Source organism: Pseudomonas sp. NFPP25, assembly GCF_900116505.1.
In the GTDB taxonomy this organism is placed as follows: Bacteria; Pseudomonadota; Gammaproteobacteria; order Pseudomonadales; family Pseudomonadaceae; genus Aquipseudomonas; species Aquipseudomonas protegens.
The window spans coordinates 101444-126628 of record NZ_FPBG01000002.1 but is presented as its reverse complement, the minus strand read 5'-3'; the positions used below and the strand labels follow the sequence as shown (position 1 = coordinate 126628).

Below are 25185 nucleotides of genomic sequence, written 5' to 3'. Positions count from 1 at the left end.
ACTCTAGAGCTCCTGCGCGCCCGCTAAATCAGCCAAAGGAATGATTTGCAGGGCCGTACAAATACTAGCTTCAGGCCAGTATTGTTACGGCCCTGCACGACCTCAGGCGCTTTGCCCCACGGCTGCCTCCGCCGGGGTGCGGGGAAAGGCCAGCGCCGCGGCAAACGTCAGCGCCGCGACCCCCGCCAGGACCAGGTACAGGCCGCTCAGGCCCTGACGCGGTTCCACCAGAGCAATCAGCGGAATCGCCGTGGCACTGGCACCGAACGACAGGCAGTAACGCAAGGCGAAGATTCGCGACTGCCACTGGGGCGCAACGAAGTTGGCGACCATGGCATCGTTCACCGTGACCTGGCCAAACACCACGAACATGAAGGCCGCACCCAGGACGATCACACCCCAACCCTGGCTGTCGGCCATCGCCAGCAGCAACGGGGCCTGGAGCAGAGTCAAAATGATGAACGGCCACTTCAGGCTGAAGCGGTGCAATACCCGGCCGATCAACAACTGCGCCACTGCGCCGAAGGCATAGGCCAGGCTGACCACCACCCCCAGGGTCTGCGGCGAGGTGAACAATTCATGCAAGCGTTCCTGGAACAGCTTCGGGTAAGTCATGGTGGTGGCGTTGAAGACCACCCCGCCGGTGGCTGTGGCCAGGGCCAGCACGCCGAACACCAGGAGCATGGAGATCTGCTGCCCGCCCTTGCCCTTGAGCGGCACATGGGCGCGTGCGGGGGCAGGCTCGTCACGCACCTGCAAGGCAAAGCCGACCCCCAGAAGGATGGCCACGCCCCCTGGCAGGATGAACGCCGAGCGCCAGCCGAACTGCGCCACCAGCAAGCCGGTAATCAAGGCCGAGAAGGCCACGCCGAGGTTGCCCCACATACCGTTGATGCCGATCTCGCGCCCGCGATTCTGCGCATAGGCCACCAGCATCGCGGTGCCCACCGGATGATAGATAGCGGCGAATATTCCCATCAGGGTCAGCCCGATCACCAGCATGCTCGGGCTATTACTGAGCCCGGTGAGGATCGAAGCGCCACCGATGCCGAAAAAGAACAGCAGCATCATCTGCCGCCGACTCCAGTGATCCCCCAGCCAACCGGCCGGTAGCGAACAGGCGCCAAAAGCGATGAAACCACCCAGGGACAGACCGATCAGCCCGGCATAGTCCAGGCCAAAGGCCTGGGTCATGCCCAGCACGGCAGCGGGAAAGATCAGCATGAACATGTGATCGATGACATGGGCGGCGTTGACGTAGCGGATCACGTTTCGGGCTTGATTCATGGCGACACACCGGGGGTTGGTTGTTGTGCCGCCTATGCTAATTTGGCAATCCACCGCATTTCTGACAACAAAGTCATTGGACCGGACATGTTAATCGACCACTTCCACCATGGGCCGGTCAGCGCCTATCCACGGGACTACCCCGACGCCGCGTATCAACCGTTGCACCGCCATCGCGAGGCGCAGTTTCTCTACGCCGCCTGCGGCACCATGCGCCTGGTCACCGCCCAGGGCGCCTGGGTGATCCCACCGAGCCGGGCGGTGTGGATCCCGCCACTGGTGGAGCATGAAATCTTCATGGTTGGCGAGGTGCGCATGCGCTCTCTGTTCATCGACCCGGAGCTGTCTGCGCCCGCATTGCGCCAATGCTGCGTCCTGGCGGTCACACCGTTGCTGCGGGAGTTGATCCTGCGTGCCGTGCAAGGTCCGGAACAAGCGGAAAACCCCTTGATCCAGCAATTGATGCTGGAAGAAATCGCCGCCCTGGAAAACCTTCCGCTGCACATTCCCATGCCCCAGGACCGGCGCTTGCAAGCCATCTGCCGGACCTTGATACAGACCCCGGATCACCCCCACACCCTGGAAGACTGGGCGCAGCAGGTCGGCGCCAGTTCACGAACCCTGGCGCGGCTGTTCCAGAAGCAGGTGCAGATGAATTTCAATGCCTGGCGCCAGCAGGTGCGCCTGATGGAAGCCCTGCCACGCCTGCTCGCCGGGGAAAGCGTGCACAGCGTGGCCGACTCGCTGGGATACGGCAGCGCCCGGGCCTTCAGCGCGATGTTCTGCCGTTTGCTCGGGGATACGCCACGGCATTACGTGGCGGCCTTGAATCAGCTCAGCGCAATCAATGCATCTCGGTGAAAGCCAGCTTCACGCCGATGGCGATCAGCACTGCGCCCATGGTGCGGTCGAACCAGTGGCCCATGCGGGCAAAGCCGGCACGAACCCGCTGCTGGCTGAAGAGCATGGCCACCAGGCAGAACCACACAGCGGTGGCCACCGCCAGATACACGCCATACCCGGCCTGGATCGCCAGCGGCGTATGCGGGTTGATCACCACGGTGAACAGCGAGAGAAAGAACAGCGTCGCCTTGGGGTTCAGACCATTGGTGACAAAGCCTGAAGTGAAGGCCCCACGCGCAGTGCGGACCCCGGCTTCCTTGTGCAGGTCGTCGGCCGCCGGTTTGGCCGGCTGGGCACGCAGGGCCTTGTAGCCGATGTACAGCAGGTAGGCCGCAGCCAGCCACTTCAGTGCGTTGAACAGAACGATGGACTGGGAAACGATCAGGCCGATCCCCAGCAGCGAGTAACCCACGTGCAGGAAGATTGCGCAGCCCACGCCCAGCGCGGTCCAGGTGCCGGCTCGACGGCCGTGGGTCACGCTTTCACGCACCACCACGGCGAAGTCCGGGCCGGGGCTGGCCACTGCCAGAAGATGGATGAGGGCAACGGTCAAGAACTCGGTGAAGTACATGCAGGCTCCTGTGTATGTCTAATTATTTCATCTGTTAGGCTCGGCAGATTACGCCTTAGAACCCTCGTGCAAAAGGTACAGTTCATGACTAACAATCGCCGCGCAGTCTTCCTCGATCACAGCTCACTGGACCTCGGTGACCTGGACCTGGGTGCGCTGCATGACAGCTTCAGCCCTCTGCAAGTACATGCCCACACAGCGCAGGAACAGGTCGCCGAACGCCTGCAGGGAGCCCGGGTGGCCATCAGCAACAAGGTGGCACTGACAGCCGAAACCCTGGCCGCCTGCCCCGACCTGCAACTGATCCTGGTGGCCGCCACCGGCACCAACAATGTCGACCTGGCCGCAGCCCGCAAGCAGGGGATCACCGTCAGCAACTGCCAGGGCTACGGCACTCCCTCGGTGGCCCAGCACACCCTGATGCTGCTGCTCAACCTGGCCACCCGGGTCGCCGATTACCAGCAGGCCGTGGCTGCCGGGCGCTGGCAACAGGCCAGTCAGTTCTGCCTGCTGGACTACCCGATCATCGAACTGGCGGGCAAGACCCTGGGCCTGCTGGGCAATGGCGAACTGGGCAGCGCGGTGGCCCGCCTGGCCGAAGCCTTTGGCATGCGTGTGCTGCTGGGGCAGATTCCAGGCCGCCCGACCCGCCCGGACCGCCTGCCGCTGGAGGAACTGCTGCCGCAAGTGGACGCCCTGACCCTGCACTGCCCCCTCAACGAGCACACCCGCCACTTTATCGGTGCCCGGGAACTGGCCCTGCTCAAGCCCGGAGCCCTGGTGGTCAACACCGCCCGCGGCGGGCTGATCGATGAACAGGCCCTGGCCGATGCATTGCGCAATGGTCACCTGGGTGGTGCAGCCACCGATGTGCTCAGCGTCGAACCCCCGGTGGCTGGCAACCCCCTGCTGGCCGGCGACATTCCGCGCCTGATCGTCACTCCACACAACGCCTGGGGCAGCCGCGAGGCCCGCCAGCGAATCGTCGGTCAATTGACGCAAAACGCCCACGCCTTCTTCAGCGGCGCCCCGCTGCGGGTCGTGAGTTGATAAACTTCGCCACTTTTTTCGGGGGCGGATCATGGACACACGCAGTGAAGTACTGTTGCGTCAGGCTGAATTGTTTCAAGGCTCACTGCTGCTGGCCGGCCTGGCCGCCGACGATCTGCTGGGCCGCCTGCCCAATGCCCGGGGCTGGAGCTGGCACGCCGGCGACCAGGCAGCCCTGGAGGCGCGCTTTCCCGGCCGCAGTCACTTTGGCGTAGACGCACCGGCCCAATCCTTCGACAGCGCCGTGCTGTTCCTGCCCAAATCCAAGGACCTCACCGACTACCTGCTCAACGCCCTGGCCTCGCGCCTGGCCGGGCGCGAACTGTACCTGGTGGGCGAGAAGCGCAGCGGCGTGGAGAGTGCGGCCAAGCAACTCAACCCCTTCGGCAAACCGCGCAAGCTCGATAGCGCCCGGCACTGCCAGCTGTGGCAGGTCACGGTGGCCAATGCTCCCGAACCGCTCACCCTGCAGAGCCTGGCCCAGGAGTACGAACTGCCTCTGGCCGAAGGCCCGCTGAAAGTCATCAGCCTGCCGGGGGTGTTCAGCCATGGCCGGCTGGATCGCGGCACCGCGCTGCTGCTGGAGCACCTGGACCACCTGCCCGCCGGCCACCTGCTGGACTTCGGCTGCGGTGCCGGAGTGCTCGGGGCCACAGTGAAACGCCGCTACCCGGACAGCCGCGTGACCCTGCTGGATGTGGACGCCTTCGCCGCCGCCAGCAGCCGCCTGACCCTGGCGGCCAACGGCCTGGAAGCCGAGGTGCTGACCGGTGACGGAATCGACGCCGCGCCCATGGGGCTGAACGGCATCCTGACCAATCCGCCCTTCCACACCGGGGTCCATACCGACTACCAGGCAACGGAAAACCTGCTGCGAAAAGCAGCCAAACATCTGCAAAAAGGTGGAGAACTGCGAGTAGTTGCCAACAGCTTCCTGCGCTACCAGCCGCTGATCGAAGAGCACCTGGGGCCCTGTGCGATCAAGGCCGAAGGCCAGGGCTTTCGCATTTATCGGGCCAAGCGTGGCTGAAATCCTTTTTCGCAAACAAGGCTTGCCGAAAGGGTTTTGCCTAGGCAGAATCCGCTCCGTCCTAGGGGAGTAGTCTCCCACGAGCGCCACGCTCGTCCGGCATGCGTCAACATACTTGGTCAACAGACCATGGCGCATGCGACCCAAGAGTCCGCACAGACGGACCGCAGGGTTTGACAAGACCTATGACACGCACACCTTACCCGGGGCGGGAAGGCTGTACGTGTCATAGCCGTGTCGACCCGCCCCTTAGGAAAACCCTGATGATGCTGGATTCTCTCCTCGTTCCCACCGCAATCGTTGCCTTGGCCGAAATCGGCGACAAGACGCAACTGCTTGCCCTGATTCTCGCCGCACGTTTTCGCAAACCCTGGCCGATCATCGCCGGCATCGTTGCCGCGACCCTGGCCAACCACGCGGCGGCCGGTGCGGTAGGCGCCTGGTTCGGCAGCTTCTTCTCGGACTCGACCCTGCACTGGATCCTCGCCGCCAGCTTCACCGCCACCGCGCTGTGGACCCTGGTTCCGGACAAGATGGACGACGACGAAGCCAATACTGCACGCAAGTTCGGCCCATTCCTGACCACCCTGATCGCCTTCTTCCTGGCAGAAATCGGTGACAAGACCCAGGTCGCCACCGTCATGCTGGCGGCGCAGTACCCGGATCTGTGGCTGGTGATCATCGGTACCACCCTGGGCATGCTGATTGCCAACGTACCGGTGGTCCTGGCAGGCAACTTCGCCGCAGACAAGCTGCCCCTGACCCTGATCCGTCGCCTGGCGGCGTCGGCCTTCTTCATCCTCGCCGTGGTGGCGGTGTACAAGGCCATGCAGATCAGCGGCTGGGTATAAACGAAATCGCCGGCAAGCTGGCCCCTACGCAACCGTAGGAGCCGGCTTGCCGGCGATAGCATCATCGACAATGACGCGAAGGGATCAGGACTTCTTGGCGGCCTGATACAGCGGCATCACCTTGGGAATCGCCGCCTGCAAGGAAGCGATACGGCTGGTGGAAGCCGGGTGAGTGCTCATGAACTCGGGCGGCGCGGAGCCACCGGCAGCCTGGCCCATCTTGTTCCACAGGCTGATGGCCGCATTCGGGTTGTAACCGGCACGGGCGGCCAGTTCCAGGCCGATCAGGTCCGCTTCGTTTTCATTCTCGCGGCTGTTGGGCAGGGTCATCAGCAGGTTCACCCCGTTGTCGCCCAGGGCTACGGTTTCCTGCGGAACGCCGAACAAGGTGGCGATCTGCTTGCCGGCACCGACCGCGTACTGCTTGGACATGGCTTCGCGACCGTGCTCGCGCAGGGCGTGGGCAATTTCATGGCCCATGACCGCGGCGATTTCATCGTCGGTGAGTTTGAGCTTCTCGATCAGCCCGGAGTAGAAAATGATCTTGCCGCCAGGACCGCAGTTGGCGTTGAGCTCGTCGCTCTTGATCAGGTTGACTTCCCATTTCCACTGCGCGCAGTCGGGGCGGAAAGTCGGCGCCTGGGCAATCAGGCGGTTGGCAATGACCTGCAGGCGCTTGGCGTTGGCGCTGGTCTTGTCCAGTACGCCCTGGCTGCTGGCTTCACCCAGAGTCTGCTGATAGGACTGGGCATAGGACTGGTTCACTTCAGCGCTGGAAACCATGCTGAACATGGATTGCTTGCGATCCACACCGACCACGCCACCGCTGGTGGTATTGACCGTTTCACAACCGCTGAGCAGTACTGCGGCACTCAATGCACATACGACCAATGACTTCTTCATCATGAAACCTCCCTGAAAACGTGGCGCGTATCCTAAGGGCGGAAATGTATCCGCGCCAGATGTAAAAACAGCAATCGGTCGCATTTCAGATACATATCTGCCTTGCAGGAGAAAATTCATTCCTCCCGCAAATCCCGCCCGGGTTACCCCCACAGCTTGCCAAGAACGACATCAAGCTCCCTGAAACAGTCATTTTTCCGTGTAAGGCTAATGGCCAGTGCTGCAGCGGCCGATACAGCTCGGCAGACCTAAATTCCTGCGCCCGGAGCCTCTATGAAGTTCAAGTCGATCCAGTTTTCCGTCGCCGCCCTGGCCGGCGCCATCGTTCTCAGCGTGGTTGCAGCCCTGGTGCTGTACGCCCTGTTCTCCGGGGCCAGGACCCAGCAGATGGTGCAAGACCGTACCCAGGCCCAGTTCGAACAGGTCATCGAACAACGCCTGAGCGGCCTGGCGCAGACCCAGGTCAGCCAGATCCAGCGCGAACTGGAAGCGCCCCTGCTGATCGCCGGCGGCCTGGTGCGGGTCAATGCGCTGATGGGCACCCAGGACTCGCAAGGCCATGCCGGGCTGAGCCTGAGCCGTGAACAGCTGATTGCCCTGATCAAGGAAAACGTCACCCAGAACCCGAAGATCCTCGGTGCGTACATTGGCTGGGAACCCGGCGCCATCGACCATGACGACGCTGCCTACGTAGGCACCTCGGTGGTGGGTATCGATGCAGCAAACGGCCGCTTCCTGCCCTGGTGGTTCCGCAACGAAGACGGCAGCCTGGGCCTGGACAAACTGGCCGACGTCAATGATCGGACCCTGCTTTCCACCGGCGTGCGCGCCAGCGAGTACTACCTCTGCTCCCAGGACAGCCTAAAGCCTTGCGCCATCGACCCCGCTCCCTACAAGGTCGGCGACAAGGTGGTGATGCTGGCCTCCTTTATTCAGCCGATCCTGCTCAACGGCAAGTTCCAGGGCATCGTGGGTGCCGACCTGTCAGTGAACTTCATCCAGGACATGCTGGTGGGCGCCAACCAGAAGCTCTACGGCGGCGCCGGGCACATGGCCCTGATCGGCGGTAACGGTCGCCTGGTCGCCTATACCAAAGACTCGAGCAAGTTCGGTGAAAAAGTCAGCGACGTGCTCAGCAGTGATGCACTGACCAAGCTGTCCAGCCTCAAGCGCGGCGAAGTGACCTACGACGTCGACCAGGCCAACGGCAACATCAGCCTGTACCTGCCCTTCGGCATCGGCCAGACCGATGCGCACTGGACCCTGATGCTGCAACTGCCGCTGAGCGCGGTGATGGCCGACCTCGACAAACTGCAAGGTGACCTGGCCGAACAACGCAAGGCCGACACCTTCGGCATGGCCATGGTCGGGCTGGTGATTGCCGGCCTCGGCTTGCTGGTGATCTGGCTGGTGGGCCACGGCATTGCCCGGCCACTGCGGCAGATGGTGGCAATGCTCGATGACATCGCTCAGGGCGAAGGCGACCTGACCCGACGCCTGACCAGCGATCGCGCTGACGAGCTGGGCTCCATCGCCAAAGGCTTCAACACCTTTTTGGCCAAGCTGCAGGCGATGATCAGCCAAGTGGTGACCTCGGTTCAGAGCGTCAGCGATTCTTCGGAACACACCGCAGACATCGCCATTCGCACCAACCAGGGCGTGCACAAGCAAATGGTTGAAATCGATCAGGTAGCCACCGCGGTGCACGAAATGACCGCCACCGCCCAGGACGTCGCGCGCAATGCCACCCAGGCCGCGCAAGCCGCCAGCCACGCCGACCAGGCCGCGAGCCAGGGCATGCAGATCGTGCGCGACACCTCCAGCGCCATCGGCGCCCTGGCCGAGGAAATCGGCCGTGCGGTGGGCGTGGTGCAGACCCTGGCCAAGGACAGCGAGAACATCAACGCCATCCTCATCGCCATTCGCGGGATTGCCGAGCAGACCAACCTGCTGGCGCTTAACGCGGCAATCGAGGCGGCCCGGGCCGGCGAGCAAGGCAGGGGCTTTGCGGTGGTTGCCGACGAGGTGCGCAACCTGGCGCAGAAAACCCAGCAGGCCACCGAAGAAATCCAGTCGATGATCCAGCAACTGCAACAGGGCACCCGGGAAGTGGTGCGGGTGATGGAGGACAGCCAGCACAAGACCGACCAGAGTGTGGAGCACGCGGCCAAGGCGGCCCAGGCCCTGGAAACCATCACCCAAGCGGTGTCGGTGATCAACGACATGAACACCCAGATCGCCAGCGCCGCCGAGGAGCAGAGCGCGGTGGCCGAGGACATCAACCGCAATGTGATCAATATCGGCCAGGTGGCCAATGAAGTGGCGGGCGGCGCCGATGAGTCCAGTGCGGCCAGCGCCGGGCTGACCAAGCTCGCCGAACAGCAACGACGCCTGATCAACCAGTTCAAAGTCTAATCACGGACCTGTAGGAGCCGGCTTGCCGGCGAAAGCGATCCTGGCTTGGACAGCAAACCAGGGGGCCTCTTCGCTGGCAAGCCAGCTCCTGCAGCCAGCTCCTGCAGTTGATGCTTCAGGCGGGGGTCAGGCACTCGGGGCCGTTGAGCTTGGGGTCATTGACCAGGTTGGCCAGGACCCGCTCGCGCAGGGCTGCCGGCGGGCTGGCCAGCAAGGCTTGCAGGGCATGCAAGGGGGTCTCGGGATCGAGCCAGGCTTGCTGGCCGGCGGCATCGAGGATCAGCGGGCGACGCAGATTGGAAGCCGCCTGGGTTACCACGGCAGTGCTCAGCCAGACCTGCTCCTGCACCGGGTAGGCCTCCCATATCGCGGCAAAAAAGATCGACGAACCTTCCCCCGGCGTCAGCCAGTAGGGGCGCTTGCGGGTGCCGCCGCGCCATTCGTAGAAACCATTGGCCGGCAGCAGGCAGCGCCGCTCGCGAAAGGCCTGGCGAAACATCGGCTGCTCCGCCAGGGTTTCCGCCCGGGCATGGGCGGGCGTCCGGGAAAGGTCCGTGAGCCACGGCGGTGTCAGCCCCCAGCGGGCCCGGGCCAGGGTGCGCTGGCCGTTTTCCGCGCGCTGGATCAGCACCGAATCATTGGGCGAGATGTTCCACTGCGCCTTCTGGTCGGCGGGAAATCCCGGCAAGGCGGCAAACGCGGGGTTCCAGCGAAACAGGGCATAACGTCCACACATGGGGCAATACAACTCTCGGCAAATCGGCGCTCAGCCTAACAGACCAGCACCCCGGCAAAATTGTCCGGTTCATCAAAGGGCAACGGCAGGGCCGCATTGTACGCAGCGATCAGCTCTCGCGCCTGTTGCGCCTGGTGGTTTTCCACCGACAGCCCCAGCAGCCCGAACAGCGGCAGCTCCCCTGCCCCGCCCAACAGATCGCGCCCCTGCAGATGGGCCTCGATCCCCTCGCTGGCCAGCATGCACTGGAGCAACTCGCCTTCCAGCAGGTTTTCCGGCTCGTAGATGCGCTGCATAAGGGCCACTCCCCATTCAGTCGTTTTCACTGTGAACGTCGAGCATCCATTCCCGACCGTCGGTTTGCAGCGTGAATACAATGGGCCGGCAGCACACCGGGCAGTCTTCGATATAGGTCTGGTCGCCGCCAGACAGGTCCAGCACCGCCTCTGCCTGTTCGCCACAGTAAGGGCACTGATAATGGTCGGTTTCCAGCATCGCCGTCTCCAGAGTGACTTATGCGTATAATCGCCGGTCTATTTGCAGGGCTTTTTTTGTTTGAGCTGAATTTTCAGACCGTGCCCGGCTTTTTTTCGATCCGAACCTTTTCTTACCCTAGCCGTTTCTAACAAGAGAGCATGATGGGCGAATTCGATGCCATCCGACCTTACCACGACAGCGAAGTACCAGCGGTGCTGGCCCGGCTGCTCGGTGACAAGGCGTTTCTAGATATCCTCACCCACTTTCGCTTCCCGCGTTTTGCCAAGACTTTCGGCTGGCTGCTCAAACCCCTGATCGCTCACCGCCTGCGCCGTGAGTTTGCCGGGGTCACTTCGGTGGCCACCCTGCAGGACAAGGTCGAATTCTACGTCGACCACACCATCGAGCGGGCCACCGACGGCGTGACCTACACCGGCGTCGAGCAGTTCAAGTCGGGCACCGCCTATGTGTTCCTGGCCAACCACCGCGACATCGTCATGGACCCGGCCTTCGTCAACTACGCGGTGTACCACGCCGGCCTGCCGACGCCACGCATCGCCATTGGCGACAACCTGCTGCAGAAGCCGTTTGTCAGCGACCTGATGCGCCTGAACAAGAGTTTCATCGTGCACCGTTCCATCAGCGGTCGCCGGGAAAAGCTCGCGGCCTACCAACTGCTGTCGGCCTATATCAACCATTCGATCCGCAACGACGGCCAGTCGATCTGGATCGCCCAGGCCGAGGGCCGGGCCAAGGATGGCGACGATCGCACCGAATCGGCGATCCTCAAGATGTTCCACATGAGCCGCAAGGACGAGCCGTTCGGCGAGGTCATCCAGTCGTTGAACCTGACGCCGGTGTCCATCAGCTACGAATACGACCCCTGCGACCAGGCCAAGGCCCGCGAGCTATACATCCGCGCCACCACCGGCACCTATACCAAGGCACCAGGCGAGGATGACGTGAGCATCGCCAAGGGCATCACCGGCTATAAAGGCCGGGTCCACGTGAACTTCGCCGCGCCCATCAGCGAATCCTTCGAGGACACCAAGCAACTGGCCATGGAAATGGACCGGCAGATCCTCGGCGGCTACCGCCTGTTCCCGGTGCACTACCTGGCCTATGCCCAGTGGAGCGATGCCGATCCACAACTGCAGGTGCCAACGGCCGCCGAGGTCTTCCCGGCCCAGGAGCTGGCCAAGGCCGAACAGGAGTGGCAGCGCCGGCTGGATGCCTGCCCGGCAGAACACCGGCCGTACCTGGTACTGCAATACGCCAATCCGGTGCGCAACCAGTATCGGGTCAAGGCCGGTCTGGCGCTGTAACGGCCGGACTGGAAAGCACAACGGCGCCTGCGGGCGCCGTTGTCGTTTCTGCAACCTGGGGGTTGATCAGAACCGGGTGCTGATCCAGGACACCAGCAACGCCAGGCCAAGGCAGGCGAAGCCGAAGCGGTAGAAAAACCTATTGATGCGCAAGGTTGCGGGATCCAGCATCAGCAGCGGCTGATCCACCGCCCGTCCCTCGCTCTGCACGGCCAGATTGGCCAGGGCCCGCAGTTCACGACGGCGGGTGGCGTGCAGCAGCCAGCTGCCTGGGCAGGCGAACAGCAGGGCAAGCAGGTTGATCAGTTTGGCGGGATGGGCGTTGAACATCGACCAGATCAGTTGCAGCGACATCATGAACCTCGGAGGAAAGCCGTATACGGGCCGTCGAGTGCACCCGCGGCGCGGATTCTACTCAATCCCCGACAAAACGCGGGGGGCTTTCCGACCAGTAACGAGACGCCGGTCCATTAATTTAAAGCGTCATCTTTTCGTCATCTAAACAAGCCAGTCTGTCGCCCCTCGAAACCCACGGAGCTTGTCATGCTGCACGCCGAAAACCAGGACCGCCTTTACCTGATCGCCCCCAGTGAAGAACAGCAGGCGCTGGTGGGCGCCCTGGCGTTCAACGTGCAGGACCGGCACTGGCTGGTGTATTGCGCCCTGGGCGGGCACCAGCACGCGGACCTGCCGGAAACAGACCTGCTGACGGGCGTCAGTATGCTGGACTTCTACGTCGAGGCGGCCTGATCCGCGCCCATAAAAAAGCCCGGCGCGCCATCAGGCAGCCGGGCTTTTTCGTTGCTTGGCCAGGGCTCAAACCCCGGCCAGGCGCGGGTTACTCGCCGAGGATCTGGCCCACGGTCGGATCCTTGAACAGACGGGTCAGGGCATCGCTGAGCACATCACCCACCAGCTTGGTATTGGTGTCCTGGTTCGGCGCCATGCCGAAACGCTGGTCCAGGGAAGCACCGTAACGGCCGCTGTAACGACGGTTGGCGTTCTGCACATCCGAGCGGAAGGTGGCACCGATGGTGGCCTCGGTCACGTACAGGCCTTCTTTAGGCGACTGGTACTTGAGCTCGGCCAGGGTCACGGTCAACTGAGGGGCGTTGGCGCCACCGGCGGTCGGAGTAAAGCCCAGCAGGCGCACTGCGGCTTCGGCCTGGGCCTGCAGCTTGGGCAGGATCTGCGCGCTCTGCACGGTGATGGCACTGGTTTCCGGGTACAGGCCGCCACGGGTGCCCAGGGTCGGCGAAGGACGTCCATCAACCACTTTCACCACCACCGGCTGGCCATGGCCGACAGGCGCCAGCTGGGCAGTGAGCTTGGGCTCCGGGCTCAGTTGTTGCGGGCTGTGGGCGCAACCCACCAGCGACAGGCTGGTCACAGTGATCAAACCGAACAACAGGCGTTGCAACATGCTCATCTCTCCAGGAATCAGGCACAAACAGGCCCGCAGTATAGCGGTGCACAAGGACGGCAAACCAGCGCCAGGCATGACTTAGTCAAGACTCAGACAGGTCCCGTACAACCGGGTTCCTGTAACCTGCCGTTCACTGGCAATACATCATGATGTAACGGCTCAAGGGCATTCTTATCGTCAATGACACATTCAGGTACCTGGTCATGAACTTCCTCCGCTCCCTGTTCGCCCCGCGTCAACAGTTTCGCAGCTTCGCCCTGCTGGACAGCCAGGGACGTTGCCAGGCCTTCAAGCACTGCCTGCTGGCCCCGGTAGGCGATGGCTGGGTGGAAATCCAGGAAATTCGCCTGAACTGGTTGCACCAGGCGCTGCCCGCCAGCGCCCGGGTCAGCCCGCGCTGCGCTCGCTCCCGGGTGCAACCGATACTGGCCACCTGACCAAAAGCCTAATAAAAGTCGCGAAACAGGATCATTTCTGCGCATTTCTTCGTTACAATCTCCCCCCGATTATAAGGACGTCTCCTGATCGGGCCTCGCAGTACCGCCAACGCCACTGCTTTGGCACCCCGCACCGCCCACAGAGAGCCGCCCACACAGTTCGAGTGAAGCTGGCGTGCTTGCTGTTCACCTTGCAAACCTCCACTTTTCGCGAAACTGCAGAGCTGCCGTTGCTCGGCCACTTAAAGCTGTTTGCCCGTCGTGCCCGCATCCTTTGCCGGCATCACCGCGCGGGCCAGGTGCCAGGCTGAGGCAGCCCTTTTTTGAGGTTCACGTCTTCAAAAGAGCGTGAAAAAACGGGTTTTCACAACTTCACAAGAGTGTGGCGAGCAAATGAATAGTTTTGCGTCTGAACTGGCACCATTGGCCTCTACAACAGCCCGATTACACAGGACCGAGCACTCCTCAAGAACTGGTGCTTGAAGCCTGTCCGCTGACGGATTTGGTTGCACGAGCGGATGTATCGACCATAAGTCGAATTGCCCGAGGCTCCCCGAGATGCGTTCATACGCACCTTGAGGCCCGGTTGGCAGCGTCCGTGGTAGTTGCAAAAAATTGCGAAGATTCGGACATGGCGATCCTGGCCATGGGTAACCTGGGGCATTACGTGAACCGCCCCGTCACTCCTGGCAGCCATGCCGTCAATTTGGTGCTGCAGATTTTGGAGACGCGTTAATGGCGCATAACGAAGCAGTAGACGTCGTATTGGTCGGGGCCGGCATCATGAGTGCCACCCTTGCTGTACTGCTCAAAGAGCTCGACCCCGCGATCAAGCTGGAAGTCGTCGAGCTGATGGATTCGGGTGCCGCGGAAAGTTCCAACCCGTGGAACAACGCCGGTACCGGCCATGCCGGCCTCTGTGAGCTGAACTACACGCCACAGGCCGCCGATGGCAGCATCGACATCAAGAAAGCCGTGCACATCAACACCCAGTTCGAGGTGTCGAAGCAGTTCTGGTCCTACCTGACCAAGAAAGGCACCTTCGGCTCGTCCAAGTCCTTCATCAGCCCCGTGCCGCACCTGAGCTTCGTACAGGGCGAAAAAGGCGTTTCCTTCCTCAAGAAGCGCTTTGAAGTACTGAGCCAGCACCATGCCTTCGCGGACATGGAATACACCGAAGACAAGGCCAAGATGGCCGAGTGGATGCCGCTGATGATGCCGGGCCGCCCAGCGGACGAAACCATCGCCGCCACTCGCGTGCTCAACGGTACCGACGTCAACTTCGGCGCCCTGACCAACCAGTTGCTCAAGCACCTGACCAGCGCTCCCGATGCCCAGGTCAAGTACTGCAAGCGTGTCACTGGCCTCAAGCGCAACAAGGCCAACGGCTGGACCGTGAGCATCAAGGACGTCAACAGCGGCAGTACCCGCGAAGTCGACGCCAAGTTCGTGTTCCTCGGCGCCGGTGGCGCGGCCCTGCCCCTGCTGCAGGCCTCGGGCATCGAGGAGAGCAAGGGCTTCGGCGGTTTCCCGGTGAGCGGCCAGTGGCTGCGTTGCGACAACCCGGAAGTGGTCAAGCAGCACCAGGCCAAGGTCTACAGCCAGGCGGCCGTGGGCTCGCCACCAATGTCCGTGCCGCACCTGGACACCCGCGTGGTCGAAGGCAAGAAGTCCCTGCTGTTCGGGCCTTATGCCGGCTTTACCACCAAGTTCCTCAAGCACGGCTCGTTCCTCGACCTGCCGATGTCGGTACGCGCCGGCAACATCGGCCCGATGCTGGCCGTGGCCCGGGACAACATGGACCTGACCAAGTACCTGGTCAGCGAAGTCATGCAGTCCATGGAGCAGCGCCTGGAATCCCTGCGCCGCTTCTACCCCGAGGCCAAGGCCGAGGACTGGCGCCTGGAGGTGGCCGGCCAGCGGGTGCAGATCATCAAGAAGGATCCGAAGAAAGGCGGCATCCTGCAGTTCGGTACCGAACTGGTGGCCGCCAAGGACGGCTCTCTGGCCGCCCTGCTCGGCGCCTCGCCAGGTGCCTCGGTGACCGTTTCGATCATGCTGGAGCTGATCGAGCGCTGCTTCCCGGCCAAGGCCAGCGGCGAATGGGCTGCCAAGCTCAAGGAAATCTTCCCGGCACGGGAAAAGGTCCTGGAAACCGACGCAACGCTGTACCACCAGATCAACAGCGAAAACAACCTGAGCCTGGAGCTGGTCGAGCCAAGCAAGGAAACCGAAAGCTGCATCTGATCCGCGCTGAATGAAAAACGCCCCGTCCTTCGCAGGACGGGGCGTTTTTTTATGCCTGGCGAGAAGATCAGCCGCGGGCGTTGTCCATCAGCTCGATGTAGTCGGCGGCGTTGCGCTGATCACGGATCAGGTCGACGAAGGTCTGGCCGTGCTCATCCTTGCCATCCAGGTCGAAACCGGCCTCGACGAAGAAGGTCAGGAAGCGTTCGAAATCATCGATGCGCAGGCCACGATAGGCCTTGATCAGCTTGTGCAGGGACGGCGAAGTTGCATCGACCGGCTCGAAATCGAGGAACAACTTGATCTGCTCGTCGCTGATCTCGTCACCAATCACTTGTTTCTTATCTTTACGCATTGCCGACTCCAGCTCGCAGACATTTCACGGGGCGGGCAGTTTACCCCCAGCCCGCATATGGCCTCAACGCGAACGCACGCTGCCGGTATGCAGGTCAGCCCAGATGTGCCCGTTGGCATAGCTGAGGAACTGGCAATACACCGTGTCGTTGCGCAACAGGTCCATCACCGCACGGTACTGGGCCAGCGGGTAATACAGGGTCAGGGTCCGGGTCTTGGCATCGAACTGCGGCTTTTTCAGGCTTTTGCTTTCACCGTCGAAGTTCACCAGCACCTGGCTGATGGTGGCGCCCTTGTTCAACGGCTTGCCCTTGAGCCGCACCCACACTGGCGAAGTCACGGGAATCGGTTGCTGGTTCGATTGGCGCTGGCTGCCGATCACCACCGAATACTCGGTGACCTGTAACAACTGCTGCTGTTGCGGGACGCTGTCGCGCAGGGTCAGATCATCGGGAGGCAGGAACTGCCCGTGCAAGGGGGCCGGGGCGGCTGCCAAGGGCAGGCTCAAGCACAGAAGAAGGGCCGCGCTACTGCGAATCAACAGGCTCATGACAGGCTCCAGACAAGGGCCGAGCACTCTAGCACGGGTTTTTACCGCAAATCTTGCACCGTTACCGACGGTAGGCCGCTGTCACGGGCGCGGGCCTGTTCAGTCGAACTGGGCGCGCATCCAGGCCTGGTATTCGGCCACGCCGGGCTCGCCTTCACGGGGCGCCCAACTGGCCTGCTCACCCTCGCCCACTGGGCGATAAGGGCCGGCCTTGCATTCGAACATCAGGCTGTCGGGCTCCAGCACCACCAGGCCGTGGAAAACCCCGGCCGGCAAGTCCACACCGACGCAGTCGCCGCCGGCCTGCAGCACCCGCTTGCCCTGGACCTGGCCCGCTTCATCGAAAATCAGCACGCCCAGGCGCCCCTTGAGCACCAGCAGGGTCTCGGCCTTGTCAGCGCTCAGGTGGCGATGCGGCGGAACATAAGTGGAGGGTTGCAGCCCCACCGCCATGCGGTGGCAAGGCTCTTCCATGGCATGGAAGTTGTGGTGCTGACGACCGCGGGGGTTGGCCGCGGCTTTCTCAGCCAGGTCGCTGAACAACGCTTGATCGAGAAAGCTCGGCCCGGTCATCGCTTACATGCCCTTGACGGCATAGATGCCGGCAGCGTTACGCCAGTAGCCCTTGTAGTCCATGCCGTAGCCGAACACGTAGCGGTCCACGCAAGGCAGGCCCATGTAGTCGGCCTTGAGGTCCGGACGGGCCTTGCGGTCGTGGTCCTTGTCGATCAGCACGGCCGTGTGCACGGCGCGGGCGCCGGCGTGTTTGCAGAAGTCGATGATCGCACCCAGGGTGTGACCTTCATCGAGGATGTCGTCGATGATCAGCACGTCGCGGTCGATAAAGGAGACTTCCGGCTTGGACTTCCAGAACAGCTCACCGCCGCTGGTTTCGTTGCGGTAGCGGGTAGCGTGCAGGTAGGAGGCTTCCAGGGGAAAGCGCAGGTGGGTCAGCAGCTTGCCCGCGAAGATCAGGCCACCGTTCATGACGCAGAACACCACCGGATTGCGCTCAGCCAGTTCTTCAGTGATTTGTGCACCGACCCGGGCGATGGCCGCCTCGACTTCAGCTTCGGTGTACAGGCAGTCAGCCTCGCGCATGATTTGACGGATATGCTCGAGATCAGCGGACATGGCGCTCTCCAAGGGGTGGCAGTTTCGGAAAAGCGGGCAAAGGTACGCATCCGGCCCGGTCAGATCAAGCGTTTCTGGACTAACGTACTTTATGTCTATAGGACAACAACCCCGGATAGATTAATCTAGGCCGTTTTTTTTGCCCGCCGCCGGAGCCTTTCCCTATGCCCATCCGTGAGATCCGCCATCCGCTGATCCGACACAAACTTGGCCTTATGCGCCGCGCAGACATTAGCACGAAGAACTTTCGTGAGCTCGCTCAGGAAGTCGGTGCCCTGCTGACGTACGAAGCCACCAAAGACCTGCCCCTGGAAAGCTACGAGATTCCAGGCTGGTGCGGCCCTGTCCAGGTCGAGAAGATCGCCGGCAAGAAGATTACCGTGGTACCGATCCTGCGTGCCGGCATCGGCATGCTCGAAGGCGTGCTGAGCCTGATCCCGGGCGCCAAGGTCAGCGCTGTAGGCGTGGCGCGCAATGAGGAAACCCTGCAAGCCCACACTTACCTGGAAAAACTGGTACCGGAAATCGACGAGCGCCTGGCGATGATCATCGACCCGATGCTGGCCACCGGCAGTTCCATGGTCGCCACCATCGACCTGTTGAAAAAGGCCGGCTGCCGTGACATCCGCGCCATGGTCCTGGTGGCCGCCCCCGAGGGCATCGCCGCCGTCGAGCAGGCGCACCCGGACGTGACCATCTACACCGCTTCCATCGATCAGAAGCTCAACGAGCATGGCTACATCATTCCTGGCCTGGGTGATGCCGGTGACAAGATCTTCGGCACCAAGCAGAAGGATTCCTGATCATGCAGGACGAGTTCAACGATCCGCTCTGGCGCCAGGTACTGTCTGGCGCGCAGATGCTCTTCGTGGCCTTCGGTGCCCTGGTGTTGATGCCGCTGATCACCGGTCTCGACCCGAACGTGGCGCTGTTCACGGCGGGTCTCGGGACTCTGTTGTTCCAGGTGGTGACCGGGCGCCAGGTGCCGGTCTTCCTGGCGTCGAGCTTTGCCTTCATCACCCCGATCATTCTCGCCAAGGGCCAGTTCGGCCTCGCCGCGACCATGGGCGGGGTAATGGCGGCGGGCTTCGTCTACACCTTTCTCGGCCTGGCCGTGAAGATCAAGGGCACCGGTTTCATCGACCGCCTGCTGCCGCCGGTGGTCATTGGCCCGGTGATCATTTCCATCGGCCTGGCCATGGCCCCCATCGCCGCCAACATGGCCATGGGCAAGGCCGGTGACGGCAGCGAGCTGATTCATTACCAGACGGCGATGATGATCTCGATGCCGGCGCTGCTCACCACCCTGATCGTCGCGGTGTTCGGCAAAGGCATCTTTCGCCTGGTGCCGATCATTTCCGGCGTGCTGGTGGGGTTTGCCCTGTCGTTCTACTTCGGCGTGGTGGACACCGCGAAGATCGCCGCCGCCCCCTGGCTGGCGCTGCCGCACTTCACCGCACCGGAGTTCAACTGGCAGGCGATCCTGTTCATCGTCCCGGTCGCCCTGGCACCGGCCATCGAGCACATCGGTGGCGTGATTGCGGTCGGCAGCGTCACCGGCCGCGACTACCTGAAGAAGCCCGGACTGCACCGCACCCTGTTCGGTGACGGCATCGCCACCACCGCTGCCGGCCTGTTCGGCGGGCCGCCCAACACCACCTACGCCGAAGTCACTGGCGCGGTGATGCTGACCAAGAACTACAACCCGAAAATCATGACCTGGGCGGCGGTCTTCGCCATCACCCTGGCCTTTATCGGCAAGTTCGGCGCGCTGCTGCAAAGCATCCCGGTGCCAGTGATGGGCGGGATTCTCTGCCTGCTGTTCGGCTCGATCGCCGCAGTGGGGATGAACACCCTGATCCGCCACAAGATCGACCTGGGCGAAGCCCGCAACCTGGTGATCGTCTCGGTGACCCTGGTGTTCGGCATTGGCGGCGTGCTGGTGGGAACCGGTACCGGTCCGGATGACTTCGGCCTCAAGGGCATCGCCCTGTGCGCCGTTGTCGCCATCGTGCTGAACCTGGTGCTGCCGGGGAACGACGGCTGGAAGAACAAGAAGGCCGATGAGCCGTTGATCTAGAGAACCCTTCGCCGGCAAGCTGTCTCCCCCGCAGGAGCCGGCTTGCCGGCGAAGCTATTTACAACGCCAGCGGCGCTCGCTCGCACAAGGCGTTCAAGGCCTTGGCCCATTGTGGGTCGTCATTCAGGCAAGGGATCAACACCAGTTCCTCCCCTCCCGCCTCGCGAAACTGCTCGCGACCGCGATCACCGATCTCCTCCAGGGTTTCGATGCAGTCGGCGACAAATGCCGGGCACATCACCAGCAGCTTCTTCACCCCTTGTTTACCCAGTTCATCAAGGCGTGCCTCGGTGTAGGGCTCGATCCATTTCGCTCGCCCCAACCGTGACTGGAAGGAAACCGACCATTGCCCGTCGGCCAGGCCCATCTGCTGGGCAAAGGCCCTGGCGGTGCGGAAACACTGGCCGCGATAACAGTTGGCAAGCACCTGGGGCGATGACTCTGCGCAGCAGTCCCCGGCACCATCGAGGGAGTGTCCCGGGTTGAGCTTGTTCAAGTGCCGCTCGGGCAGGCCGTGGAAACTCAGCAGCAGATGATCGAAAGGCTGTTGCAGGTGCGGCCGGGTGCTGGCCACCAACGCCTCGATGTACTCGGGTTGATCGTAGAAGGGTTGCAGCACGCTGAATTGCACGTCCAGCTTATGCTCGCGTACCACACGCCTGGCCTCCTCGACCACGGTGGTGACCGTGCTGTCGGCAAACTGTGGATACAGCGGGGCCAGGGTGATCTTGCGTTGCCCTTGGGCCACCAGCTTGAGCAGCACGGACTCGATCGAAGGCTCGCCGTAGCGCATGGCCAACTCTACCGGGCCCTGCTTCCACTGCTCGCTCATTACCTTCTGCAGACGCCGGCTGAGCACCACCAGCGGCGAACCCTCTTCCCACCAGATCGACGCGTAGGCGTGGGCCGATTGCTCTGGCCGCTTGATCAGGATCAGCGACACCAGCAAACGTCGGACCGGCCAGGGCAGGTCGATCACATATGGGTCCATGAGGAATTGGTTGAGGTAGCTGCGCACGTCCGCCACCGAAGTGGAAGCCGGCGAACCCAGGTTGACCAGGAGCAACGCGTGATCGGTCATGCAACGTCCTATTTCAGAGGCGGCTGGACACAGGCGTCCAGGGCCGCAGGCAAATCAGTGAACTGGAAAGTGAAACCCGCTTCCAGCAACCGCGCGGGAACGGCACGCTGGCCTCCCAGCAACAGCAACGACAATTCACCCAAGGCCAGGCGCAGGAAAAACGCCGGCAGCGGTATCAGTGCAGGCCGGTGCAGAACCCGCCCCAAGGTCTTGGCGAACTCGCGGTTGCGCACCGGTTTTGGCGCGCAGGCATTATAAGGACCCTGCGCCCCAGGCTGATGCACAAGAAAATCAATCAGGGCGATTTGATCGTCGATATGAATCCACGGCATCCATTGCCGGCCGTTGCCGATCGGCCCGCCCAGCCCCAGCTTGAAGGGCAGCAGCAGGCGCGACAAAAAGCCGCCCTCGGGCGACAGCACCAAACCGGTGCGCACCAGCACCACACGCACGCCCATGGCCTCAGCGCGCTGGGCAGTTTCTTCCCAGGCTATGCACAACTGGCTGGCAAAGTCCTCGTTGACCGGGGGCGAATCCTCGCTCAGTTCCCGTTCGCCACCGTCGCCGTACCAGCCCACCGCCGAGCCCGACACCAGCACACCGGGTTTGTGTTCGCGGCTTTCGAGCCAGGCCAGCAGGGTTTCGGTCAGGGCGATGCGGCTGTGCCAAAGCAGCGCCTTGCGCTTGTGGCTCCAGGGCCGATCGGCGATCGGCGCCCCGGCCATGTTGATCACCGCGTCCACCGGGATCTGGTCCAGCTCTTGCAACGCCTTGACAGCCCGCACCTGGGGACCGCACAGGGCGGCAACCTTATCGGGTTGGCGAGTCCATACACTCAACTGGTGACCCTGGGCCTGCCAGTGACGACACAGGGCACGCCCGATCAAACCAGTACCGCCGGTCAGCAATATATGCATGACATCTTCCTCGCGTGGCGTTTTACCCGAATCACTAGTCTATTTTTATAAGCAGGGATCTTTTCAATCGGACAGGCTGTGTTTTAACGATAGACAACCTGAACAACCGATGACGCCGAAAGCTATACCAAAAAACAATATTGTACAGGTTTTGGCGGCGGCGTAATCTGTACAGAAAGGTAAACGAGGCCCCTATGACAGTACCCATCGCAATCATTGGTACCGGCATCGCCGGACTCTCCGCCGCCCAGGCGCTACGAGATGCCGGGCATACCGTCCACCTTTTCGATAAAAGCCGCGGCAGCGGCGGGCGCATGTCGAGCAAACGCAGCGATGCCGGCAGCCTGGACCTGGGAGCCCAGTACTTTACCGCCCGTGACCGTCGTTTCGTCACCGAAGTCCAGCGCTGGCAAGCCAAGGGCTGGGTCGCCGAATGGACGCCACAACTCTACAACTCCCACGGCGGCCAGCTCAGCCCCTCGCCGGATGAACAGACCCGTTGGGTCGGCACTCCCCGCATGAGTGCCATCACCCGCGCGCTGATCGGCGACCTCGAGGCCCACTTCGCCTGCCGCATCACCGAAGTCTTCCGCGGCGAACAGCATTGGCATCTGCAGGACGCCGAAGGTTTCACCCACGGCCCTTTCAGCCACGTCGTGATCGCCACGCCGGCACCACAGGCCACTGCCTTGCTGGCCGCCGCGCCGAAGCTTGCGGGCGTCGCCGCCGGGGTGAAAATGGACCCGACCTGGGCCGTCGCCCTGGCCTTCGATACCCCTCTGGAAACCCCCATGGAAGGCTGCTTCGTGCAGGACAGCCCGCTGGACTGGCTGGCCCGCAACCGCAGCAAGCCCGGGCGCGACAGCCACCTCGACACCTGGGTCCTGCATGCCACCAGCGCCTGGAGCCGGCAGCACATCGACCTCTCGAAAGAAGCCGTGACCGAACAACTGCACGGTGCCTTCGCCGAGCTGCTGCACAGCGTCATGCCCGCCCCCACCTTCAGCCTGGCCCACCGCTGGCTCTACGCCCGCCCGGCCACCAGCCATGAATGGGGCGCCCTGGCCGACGCCGATCTGGGCCTGTACGTTTGCGGCGACTGGTGCCTGTCCGGCCGCGTCGAAGGCGCTTGGCTCAGTGGTCAGGAAGCCGCACGCCGTTTGCACGAGAGCCTGCAGTGAATCGACTCAACCCGCGCAAACTGCTGCTGTCGAAATGGACAGCAGCCCACCCGCAACACCGCGAGAAACACTTCCTGGTCACTGAGCTTTTCTGCGACGAAGAAGGCACTGTGCTGGACATCGAACTGCAAGCCGTACTCACCCGACGCAGCCAGCGCATGAGCTGGCAAACCCTGCTCAACGACAGCGACTGGCGAATGGGCTGGAAATAACCCGACAACCTACCAGGCAATACCTATACAAATAATTTGACTTGTACAACTTTAATTCTATGATGAAGACAAGTTGTACAGCGTTACTTTTTTGTACAGGTAAGCCCCGGAGGTTGCACCATGTCCGCCAAGCCGAAAATTGCCATCAGCGCCTGCCTGATGGGCGTCGAGGTCCGCTACAACGGTGGGCACAAGGAGTCTCGCCTGTGCAGCCGAGTACTCAGTGACTACTTCGATTTCCTGCCTCTGTGTCCGGAAGTTGCGATCGGCATGGGCACCCCCCGCGAACCTATTCGACTGGTCGGCGACCCCGAGCAACCCCGGGCCGTAGGCACCGTGGATGCCAGCCTGGATGTCACCCTGCCCCTCGCGGAATATGGCGAGCGCATGGCGGCCCAGGTAGACGATATCTGTGGCTATATCTTCATGCAGAACTCACCATCCTGTGGTCTGGAGCGGGTCAAGGTGTACCAGGCCAACGGCATTCCCCACCGAAACGGCGGCCGGGGAATCTATGCCCAGGCATTCTGCGCACAGCATCCCAATCTGCCGGTGGAAGAAGCCGGACGCCTGAACGACCCGGTACTGCGGGAAAACTTCCTGACCCGGGTCTACGTCTATCGCGACTGGCAGGCGTTGCTCAAGCAAGGCCTGACCCGCCGCGCCCTCACCGACTTCCACTCGCGCTGCAAATACCTGCTGATGGCCCATCACCCCGAACAGTACAAGGCCCTGGGCAATCTGTTGGGCAGCATGGGCAAGGGCGATGCGACGCTGATCGGCCCACGCTACTTCAGCCAGTTGATGGAAGCGCTGAGCCGCTGCGCCACCCGTGGCACCCACAGCAATGTGCTGCAGCACATCAGTGGCTACTTCAAGCGGGCCATCAGCAGCGAGGACAAGCAGGAAATGCAACGCCTCATCAGCCAGTACCGCCAGGGCATCGTGCCGCTGGTGGTGCCCCTGACCCTGCTCAAGCACCACTTGCGCCAGAACCCCGATCCCTACATTGCCCAGCAACTGTACCTGCAGCCGCACCCCGAAGACCTCAGCCTGCGCAACGCGATCTGAGCCATGAAACCCTTCCCCCCAGCGGTCGACGAAGACACCGCCCCGGATACCGACTGCCAGGAACAGGGCTGGCTGCCGATCCGCGAGGTGGCGCGCCAGACCGGTGTCAACGCAGTCACCTTGCGGGCCTGGGAGCGCCGCTACGGGCTGATCGTGCCCCGGCGCACGCCCAAGGGCCACCGGCTGTATTCCAGCGAGCAGGTGCAGCAGATCCTGACCATCCTCACCTGGCTCAATCGAGGGGTTGCGGTGAGCCAGGTCAAGCCCTTGCTGGACAGCGACACCAGCTCCAGCCCCCAGGTGGAGAATGACTGGCTGCACCTGCGCGCCGCCCTCGCCCGGGCCATCAGCCAGCTGGCCGAGCGCAAGGTCGACGACACCTTCAATCAGGCCATGGCGCTGTACCCGCCACGGACCCTGTGCGAGCACCTGTTGATGCCGCTGCTGGCGGAACTGCAACAACGCTGGCAAGGCCAGTTCGGCAGCCAGATGGAACAGGTGTTCTTCTACTCCTGGCTGCGCAGCAAGCTCGGCGCCCGGATCTATCACAACAACCGCCAAGTGCAGGGCGCCCCGCTGTTGCTGGTCAATCAGTCGGACCTGCCACTGGAGCCGCACCTGTGGCTCACCGCCTGGCTGGCCAGTAACGCCGACTGCCCGGTGGAGGTCTTCGACTGGCCGCTGCCCGGCGGCGAACTGGCCCTGGCCACCGAACGCCTGCAGGCCCGGGGCCTGCTGCTGTATTCCGGCAAGGCACTCAACCCCGCCCAGTTGCCCAGGCTGCTCAGCGGCGTGGCCTGCAAAAAATTCATCGTCGGACCCGCGGTGTGCATCCACCCCGCCCAGTGGTCCGTATGTACCACTGAAATCGCCGATCTGTACCTGGCCCAGGACCCGATAGCGGCCTGCCAGCTACTGCTCGAGCGAGGACTTTTCTGATCCGGGAA

Annotated in this window: 29 protein-coding genes and 1 riboswitch; of the genes, 15 read left to right on the top strand and 14 right to left on the bottom strand. The window is 62.6% G+C overall.

Features of this window, described 5'->3' with window-relative positions; all coding sequences use genetic code 11:
- Window positions 1–102: 102 nt before the first annotated feature.
- The gene (locus BM382_RS07540) at window positions 103–1287 is read right to left on the bottom strand and encodes an MFS transporter (protein ID WP_011063365.1); all 1185 of its coding nucleotides are present in this window, start codon (window positions 1285–1287) and stop codon (window positions 103–105) included.
- Between the two features lie 87 nt (window positions 1288–1374).
- Between BM382_RS07540 and BM382_RS07535 the strand changes: the two genes are divergently transcribed.
- Entirely contained in the window at window positions 1375–2148 is a 774-nt protein-coding gene (locus BM382_RS07535; RefSeq protein ID WP_072442516.1) for an AraC family transcriptional regulator, read from the top strand.
- On the opposite strand, the gene BM382_RS07530 is transcribed toward BM382_RS07535, so the two are convergent.
- The gene (locus BM382_RS07530) at window positions 2132–2761 is read right to left on the bottom strand and encodes a LysE family translocator (RefSeq protein WP_011063367.1); all 630 of its coding nucleotides are present in this window, start codon (window positions 2759–2761) and stop codon (window positions 2132–2134) included. The genes BM382_RS07535 and BM382_RS07530 overlap by 17 nt on opposite strands.
- 84 nt (window positions 2762–2845) lie before the next feature.
- Here BM382_RS07530 and BM382_RS07525 point away from each other — a divergent pair, with 84 nt between their 5' ends.
- The 3 genes from BM382_RS07525 to BM382_RS07515 all read left to right on the top strand — a co-directional run bounded on the left by BM382_RS07525 (window position 2846) and on the right by BM382_RS07515 (window position 5692).
- A complete protein-coding gene (locus BM382_RS07525; RefSeq protein ID WP_072442938.1) occupies window positions 2846–3811 on the top strand; it encodes a 2-hydroxyacid dehydrogenase in 966 nt (321 codons plus the stop codon).
- A gap of 31 nt (window positions 3812–3842) precedes the next feature.
- Window positions 3843–4841, top strand: coding sequence for a class I SAM-dependent methyltransferase (locus BM382_RS07520; protein ID WP_011063369.1), 999 nt, complete (start codon window positions 3843–3845; stop codon window positions 4839–4841).
- A 52-nt stretch (window positions 4842–4893) separates the two neighbouring features.
- A riboswitch (yybP-ykoY riboswitch) is annotated at window positions 4894–5015 on the top strand.
- Between the two features lie 92 nt (window positions 5016–5107).
- Window positions 5108–5692: a TMEM165/GDT1 family protein gene (locus tag BM382_RS07515; RefSeq protein ID WP_011063370.1), complete on the top strand. Its 585-nt coding sequence runs from the start codon at window positions 5108–5110 to the stop codon at window positions 5690–5692.
- A gap of 84 nt (window positions 5693–5776) precedes the next feature.
- On the opposite strand, the gene BM382_RS07510 is transcribed toward BM382_RS07515, so the two are convergent.
- Window positions 5777–6595 (bottom strand): M48 family metallopeptidase, encoded by an 819-nt coding sequence (locus tag BM382_RS07510; RefSeq protein WP_011063371.1) that lies wholly within the window; start codon window positions 6593–6595, stop codon window positions 5777–5779.
- A 273-nt stretch (window positions 6596–6868) separates the two neighbouring features.
- On the opposite strand from BM382_RS07510, the gene BM382_RS07505 reads away from it, so the two are divergent.
- The gene (locus tag BM382_RS07505; protein WP_072442514.1) at window positions 6869–9010 is read left to right on the top strand and encodes a methyl-accepting chemotaxis protein; all 2142 of its coding nucleotides are present in this window, start codon (window positions 6869–6871) and stop codon (window positions 9008–9010) included.
- Between the two features lie 115 nt (window positions 9011–9125).
- Here the strand turns inward: BM382_RS07505 and BM382_RS07500 are convergent, their stop codons facing one another.
- From BM382_RS07500 to BM382_RS07490, 3 genes are read right to left on the bottom strand one after another with little or no spacing between them, the layout of a single operon-like run.
- The gene (locus BM382_RS07500) at window positions 9126–9746 is read right to left on the bottom strand and encodes an SOS response-associated peptidase (protein ID WP_011063373.1); all 621 of its coding nucleotides are present in this window, start codon (window positions 9744–9746) and stop codon (window positions 9126–9128) included.
- 35 nt (window positions 9747–9781) lie between these two features.
- Window positions 9782–10042, bottom strand: coding sequence for a putative signal transducing protein (locus BM382_RS07495; RefSeq protein ID WP_011063374.1), 261 nt, complete (start codon window positions 10040–10042; stop codon window positions 9782–9784).
- 16 nt (window positions 10043–10058) lie between these two features.
- The gene (locus tag BM382_RS07490) at window positions 10059–10241 is read right to left on the bottom strand and encodes a CPXCG motif-containing cysteine-rich protein (RefSeq protein WP_011063375.1); all 183 of its coding nucleotides are present in this window, start codon (window positions 10239–10241) and stop codon (window positions 10059–10061) included.
- A gap of 140 nt (window positions 10242–10381) precedes the next feature.
- On the opposite strand from BM382_RS07490, the gene BM382_RS07485 reads away from it, so the two are divergent.
- Complete coding sequence (locus BM382_RS07485; protein ID WP_015636954.1) at window positions 10382–11548, top strand: 1-acyl-sn-glycerol-3-phosphate acyltransferase; 1167 nt, start codon at window positions 10382–10384, stop codon at window positions 11546–11548.
- 66 nt (window positions 11549–11614) lie between these two features.
- Here BM382_RS07485 and BM382_RS07480 read toward each other — a convergent pair whose 3' ends face one another.
- Window positions 11615–11902 carry a hypothetical protein gene (locus BM382_RS07480; protein WP_015636955.1) on the bottom strand — a complete coding sequence of 96 codons (288 nt, stop codon included), beginning with the start codon at window positions 11900–11902 and terminating at the stop codon, window positions 11615–11617.
- A gap of 189 nt (window positions 11903–12091) precedes the next feature.
- On the opposite strand from BM382_RS07480, the gene BM382_RS07475 reads away from it, so the two are divergent.
- On the top strand, window positions 12092–12298 hold the full coding sequence (locus tag BM382_RS07475; protein ID WP_011063378.1) for a hypothetical protein: 207 nt from the start codon (window positions 12092–12094) through the stop codon (window positions 12296–12298).
- Between the two features lie 88 nt (window positions 12299–12386).
- On the opposite strand, the gene BM382_RS07470 is transcribed toward BM382_RS07475, so the two are convergent.
- Window positions 12387–12971 (bottom strand): YajG family lipoprotein, encoded by a 585-nt coding sequence (locus tag BM382_RS07470; protein ID WP_011063379.1) that lies wholly within the window; start codon window positions 12969–12971, stop codon window positions 12387–12389.
- A 206-nt stretch (window positions 12972–13177) separates the two neighbouring features.
- Here BM382_RS07470 and BM382_RS07465 point away from each other — a divergent pair, with 206 nt between their 5' ends.
- Both BM382_RS07465 and mqo read left to right on the top strand, forming a co-directional pair.
- Window positions 13178–13411: a hypothetical protein gene (locus BM382_RS07465; RefSeq protein WP_019096022.1), complete on the top strand. Its 234-nt coding sequence runs from the start codon at window positions 13178–13180 to the stop codon at window positions 13409–13411.
- A gap of 735 nt (window positions 13412–14146) precedes the next feature.
- Window positions 14147–15658 carry a malate dehydrogenase (quinone) gene (gene mqo / locus BM382_RS07460; protein WP_011063381.1) on the top strand — a complete coding sequence of 504 codons (1512 nt, stop codon included), beginning with the start codon at window positions 14147–14149 and terminating at the stop codon, window positions 15656–15658.
- 67 nt (window positions 15659–15725) lie between these two features.
- Here the strand turns inward: mqo and BM382_RS07455 are convergent, their stop codons facing one another.
- From BM382_RS07455 to BM382_RS07440, 4 genes are all read right to left on the bottom strand, one after another.
- Window positions 15726–16013, bottom strand: a complete 288-nt coding sequence (locus BM382_RS07455) for a PA4642 family protein (RefSeq protein ID WP_011063382.1) — start codon at window positions 16011–16013, stop codon at window positions 15726–15728.
- Between the two features lie 63 nt (window positions 16014–16076).
- Window positions 16077–16562, bottom strand: coding sequence for a hypothetical protein (locus BM382_RS07450; protein ID WP_011063383.1), 486 nt, complete (start codon window positions 16560–16562; stop codon window positions 16077–16079).
- Between the two features lie 99 nt (window positions 16563–16661).
- Window positions 16662–17135 (bottom strand): WbuC family cupin fold metalloprotein, encoded by a 474-nt coding sequence (locus BM382_RS07445; RefSeq protein WP_011063384.1) that lies wholly within the window; start codon window positions 17133–17135, stop codon window positions 16662–16664.
- Between the two features lie 3 nt (window positions 17136–17138).
- On the bottom strand, window positions 17139–17696 hold the full coding sequence (locus tag BM382_RS07440) for a hypoxanthine-guanine phosphoribosyltransferase (RefSeq protein ID WP_011063385.1): 558 nt from the start codon (window positions 17694–17696) through the stop codon (window positions 17139–17141).
- Between the two features lie 164 nt (window positions 17697–17860).
- On the opposite strand from BM382_RS07440, the gene upp reads away from it, so the two are divergent.
- Together upp and BM382_RS07430 are read left to right on the top strand one after the other, a co-directional pair.
- Window positions 17861–18499 (top strand): uracil phosphoribosyltransferase, encoded by a 639-nt coding sequence (gene upp / locus BM382_RS07435; RefSeq protein WP_011063386.1) that lies wholly within the window; start codon window positions 17861–17863, stop codon window positions 18497–18499.
- A gap of 2 nt (window positions 18500–18501) precedes the next feature.
- The gene (locus tag BM382_RS07430; protein WP_011063387.1) at window positions 18502–19776 is read left to right on the top strand and encodes a uracil-xanthine permease family protein; all 1275 of its coding nucleotides are present in this window, start codon (window positions 18502–18504) and stop codon (window positions 19774–19776) included.
- Window positions 19777–19834: 58 nt separating this feature from the next.
- Here the strand turns inward: BM382_RS07430 and hemH are convergent, their stop codons facing one another.
- Complete coding sequence (gene hemH / locus BM382_RS07425; protein WP_072442512.1) at window positions 19835–20857, bottom strand: ferrochelatase; 1023 nt, start codon at window positions 20855–20857, stop codon at window positions 19835–19837.
- Between the two features lie 8 nt (window positions 20858–20865).
- The gene (locus BM382_RS07420; RefSeq protein WP_072442510.1) at window positions 20866–21774 is read right to left on the bottom strand and encodes a TIGR01777 family oxidoreductase; all 909 of its coding nucleotides are present in this window, start codon (window positions 21772–21774) and stop codon (window positions 20866–20868) included.
- A 194-nt stretch (window positions 21775–21968) separates the two neighbouring features.
- On the opposite strand from BM382_RS07420, the gene BM382_RS07415 reads away from it, so the two are divergent.
- The 4 genes from BM382_RS07415 (at window position 21969) to BM382_RS07400 (ending at window position 25177) form a co-directional block, all read left to right on the top strand.
- A complete protein-coding gene (locus BM382_RS07415) occupies window positions 21969–22955 on the top strand; it encodes an NAD(P)/FAD-dependent oxidoreductase (RefSeq protein ID WP_011063390.1) in 987 nt (328 codons plus the stop codon).
- Window positions 22952–23167, top strand: coding sequence for a TIGR02450 family Trp-rich protein (locus BM382_RS07410; RefSeq protein ID WP_011063391.1), 216 nt, complete (start codon window positions 22952–22954; stop codon window positions 23165–23167). The genes BM382_RS07415 and BM382_RS07410 overlap by 4 nt, the downstream gene beginning before the upstream one ends.
- A gap of 120 nt (window positions 23168–23287) precedes the next feature.
- A complete protein-coding gene (locus BM382_RS07405; RefSeq protein ID WP_072442508.1) occupies window positions 23288–24238 on the top strand; it encodes a YbgA family protein in 951 nt (316 codons plus the stop codon).
- A gap of 3 nt (window positions 24239–24241) precedes the next feature.
- On the top strand, window positions 24242–25177 hold the full coding sequence (locus BM382_RS07400) for a MerR family transcriptional regulator (protein WP_072442506.1): 936 nt from the start codon (window positions 24242–24244) through the stop codon (window positions 25175–25177).
- The last annotated feature ends 8 nt before the right edge of the window (window positions 25178–25185 follow it).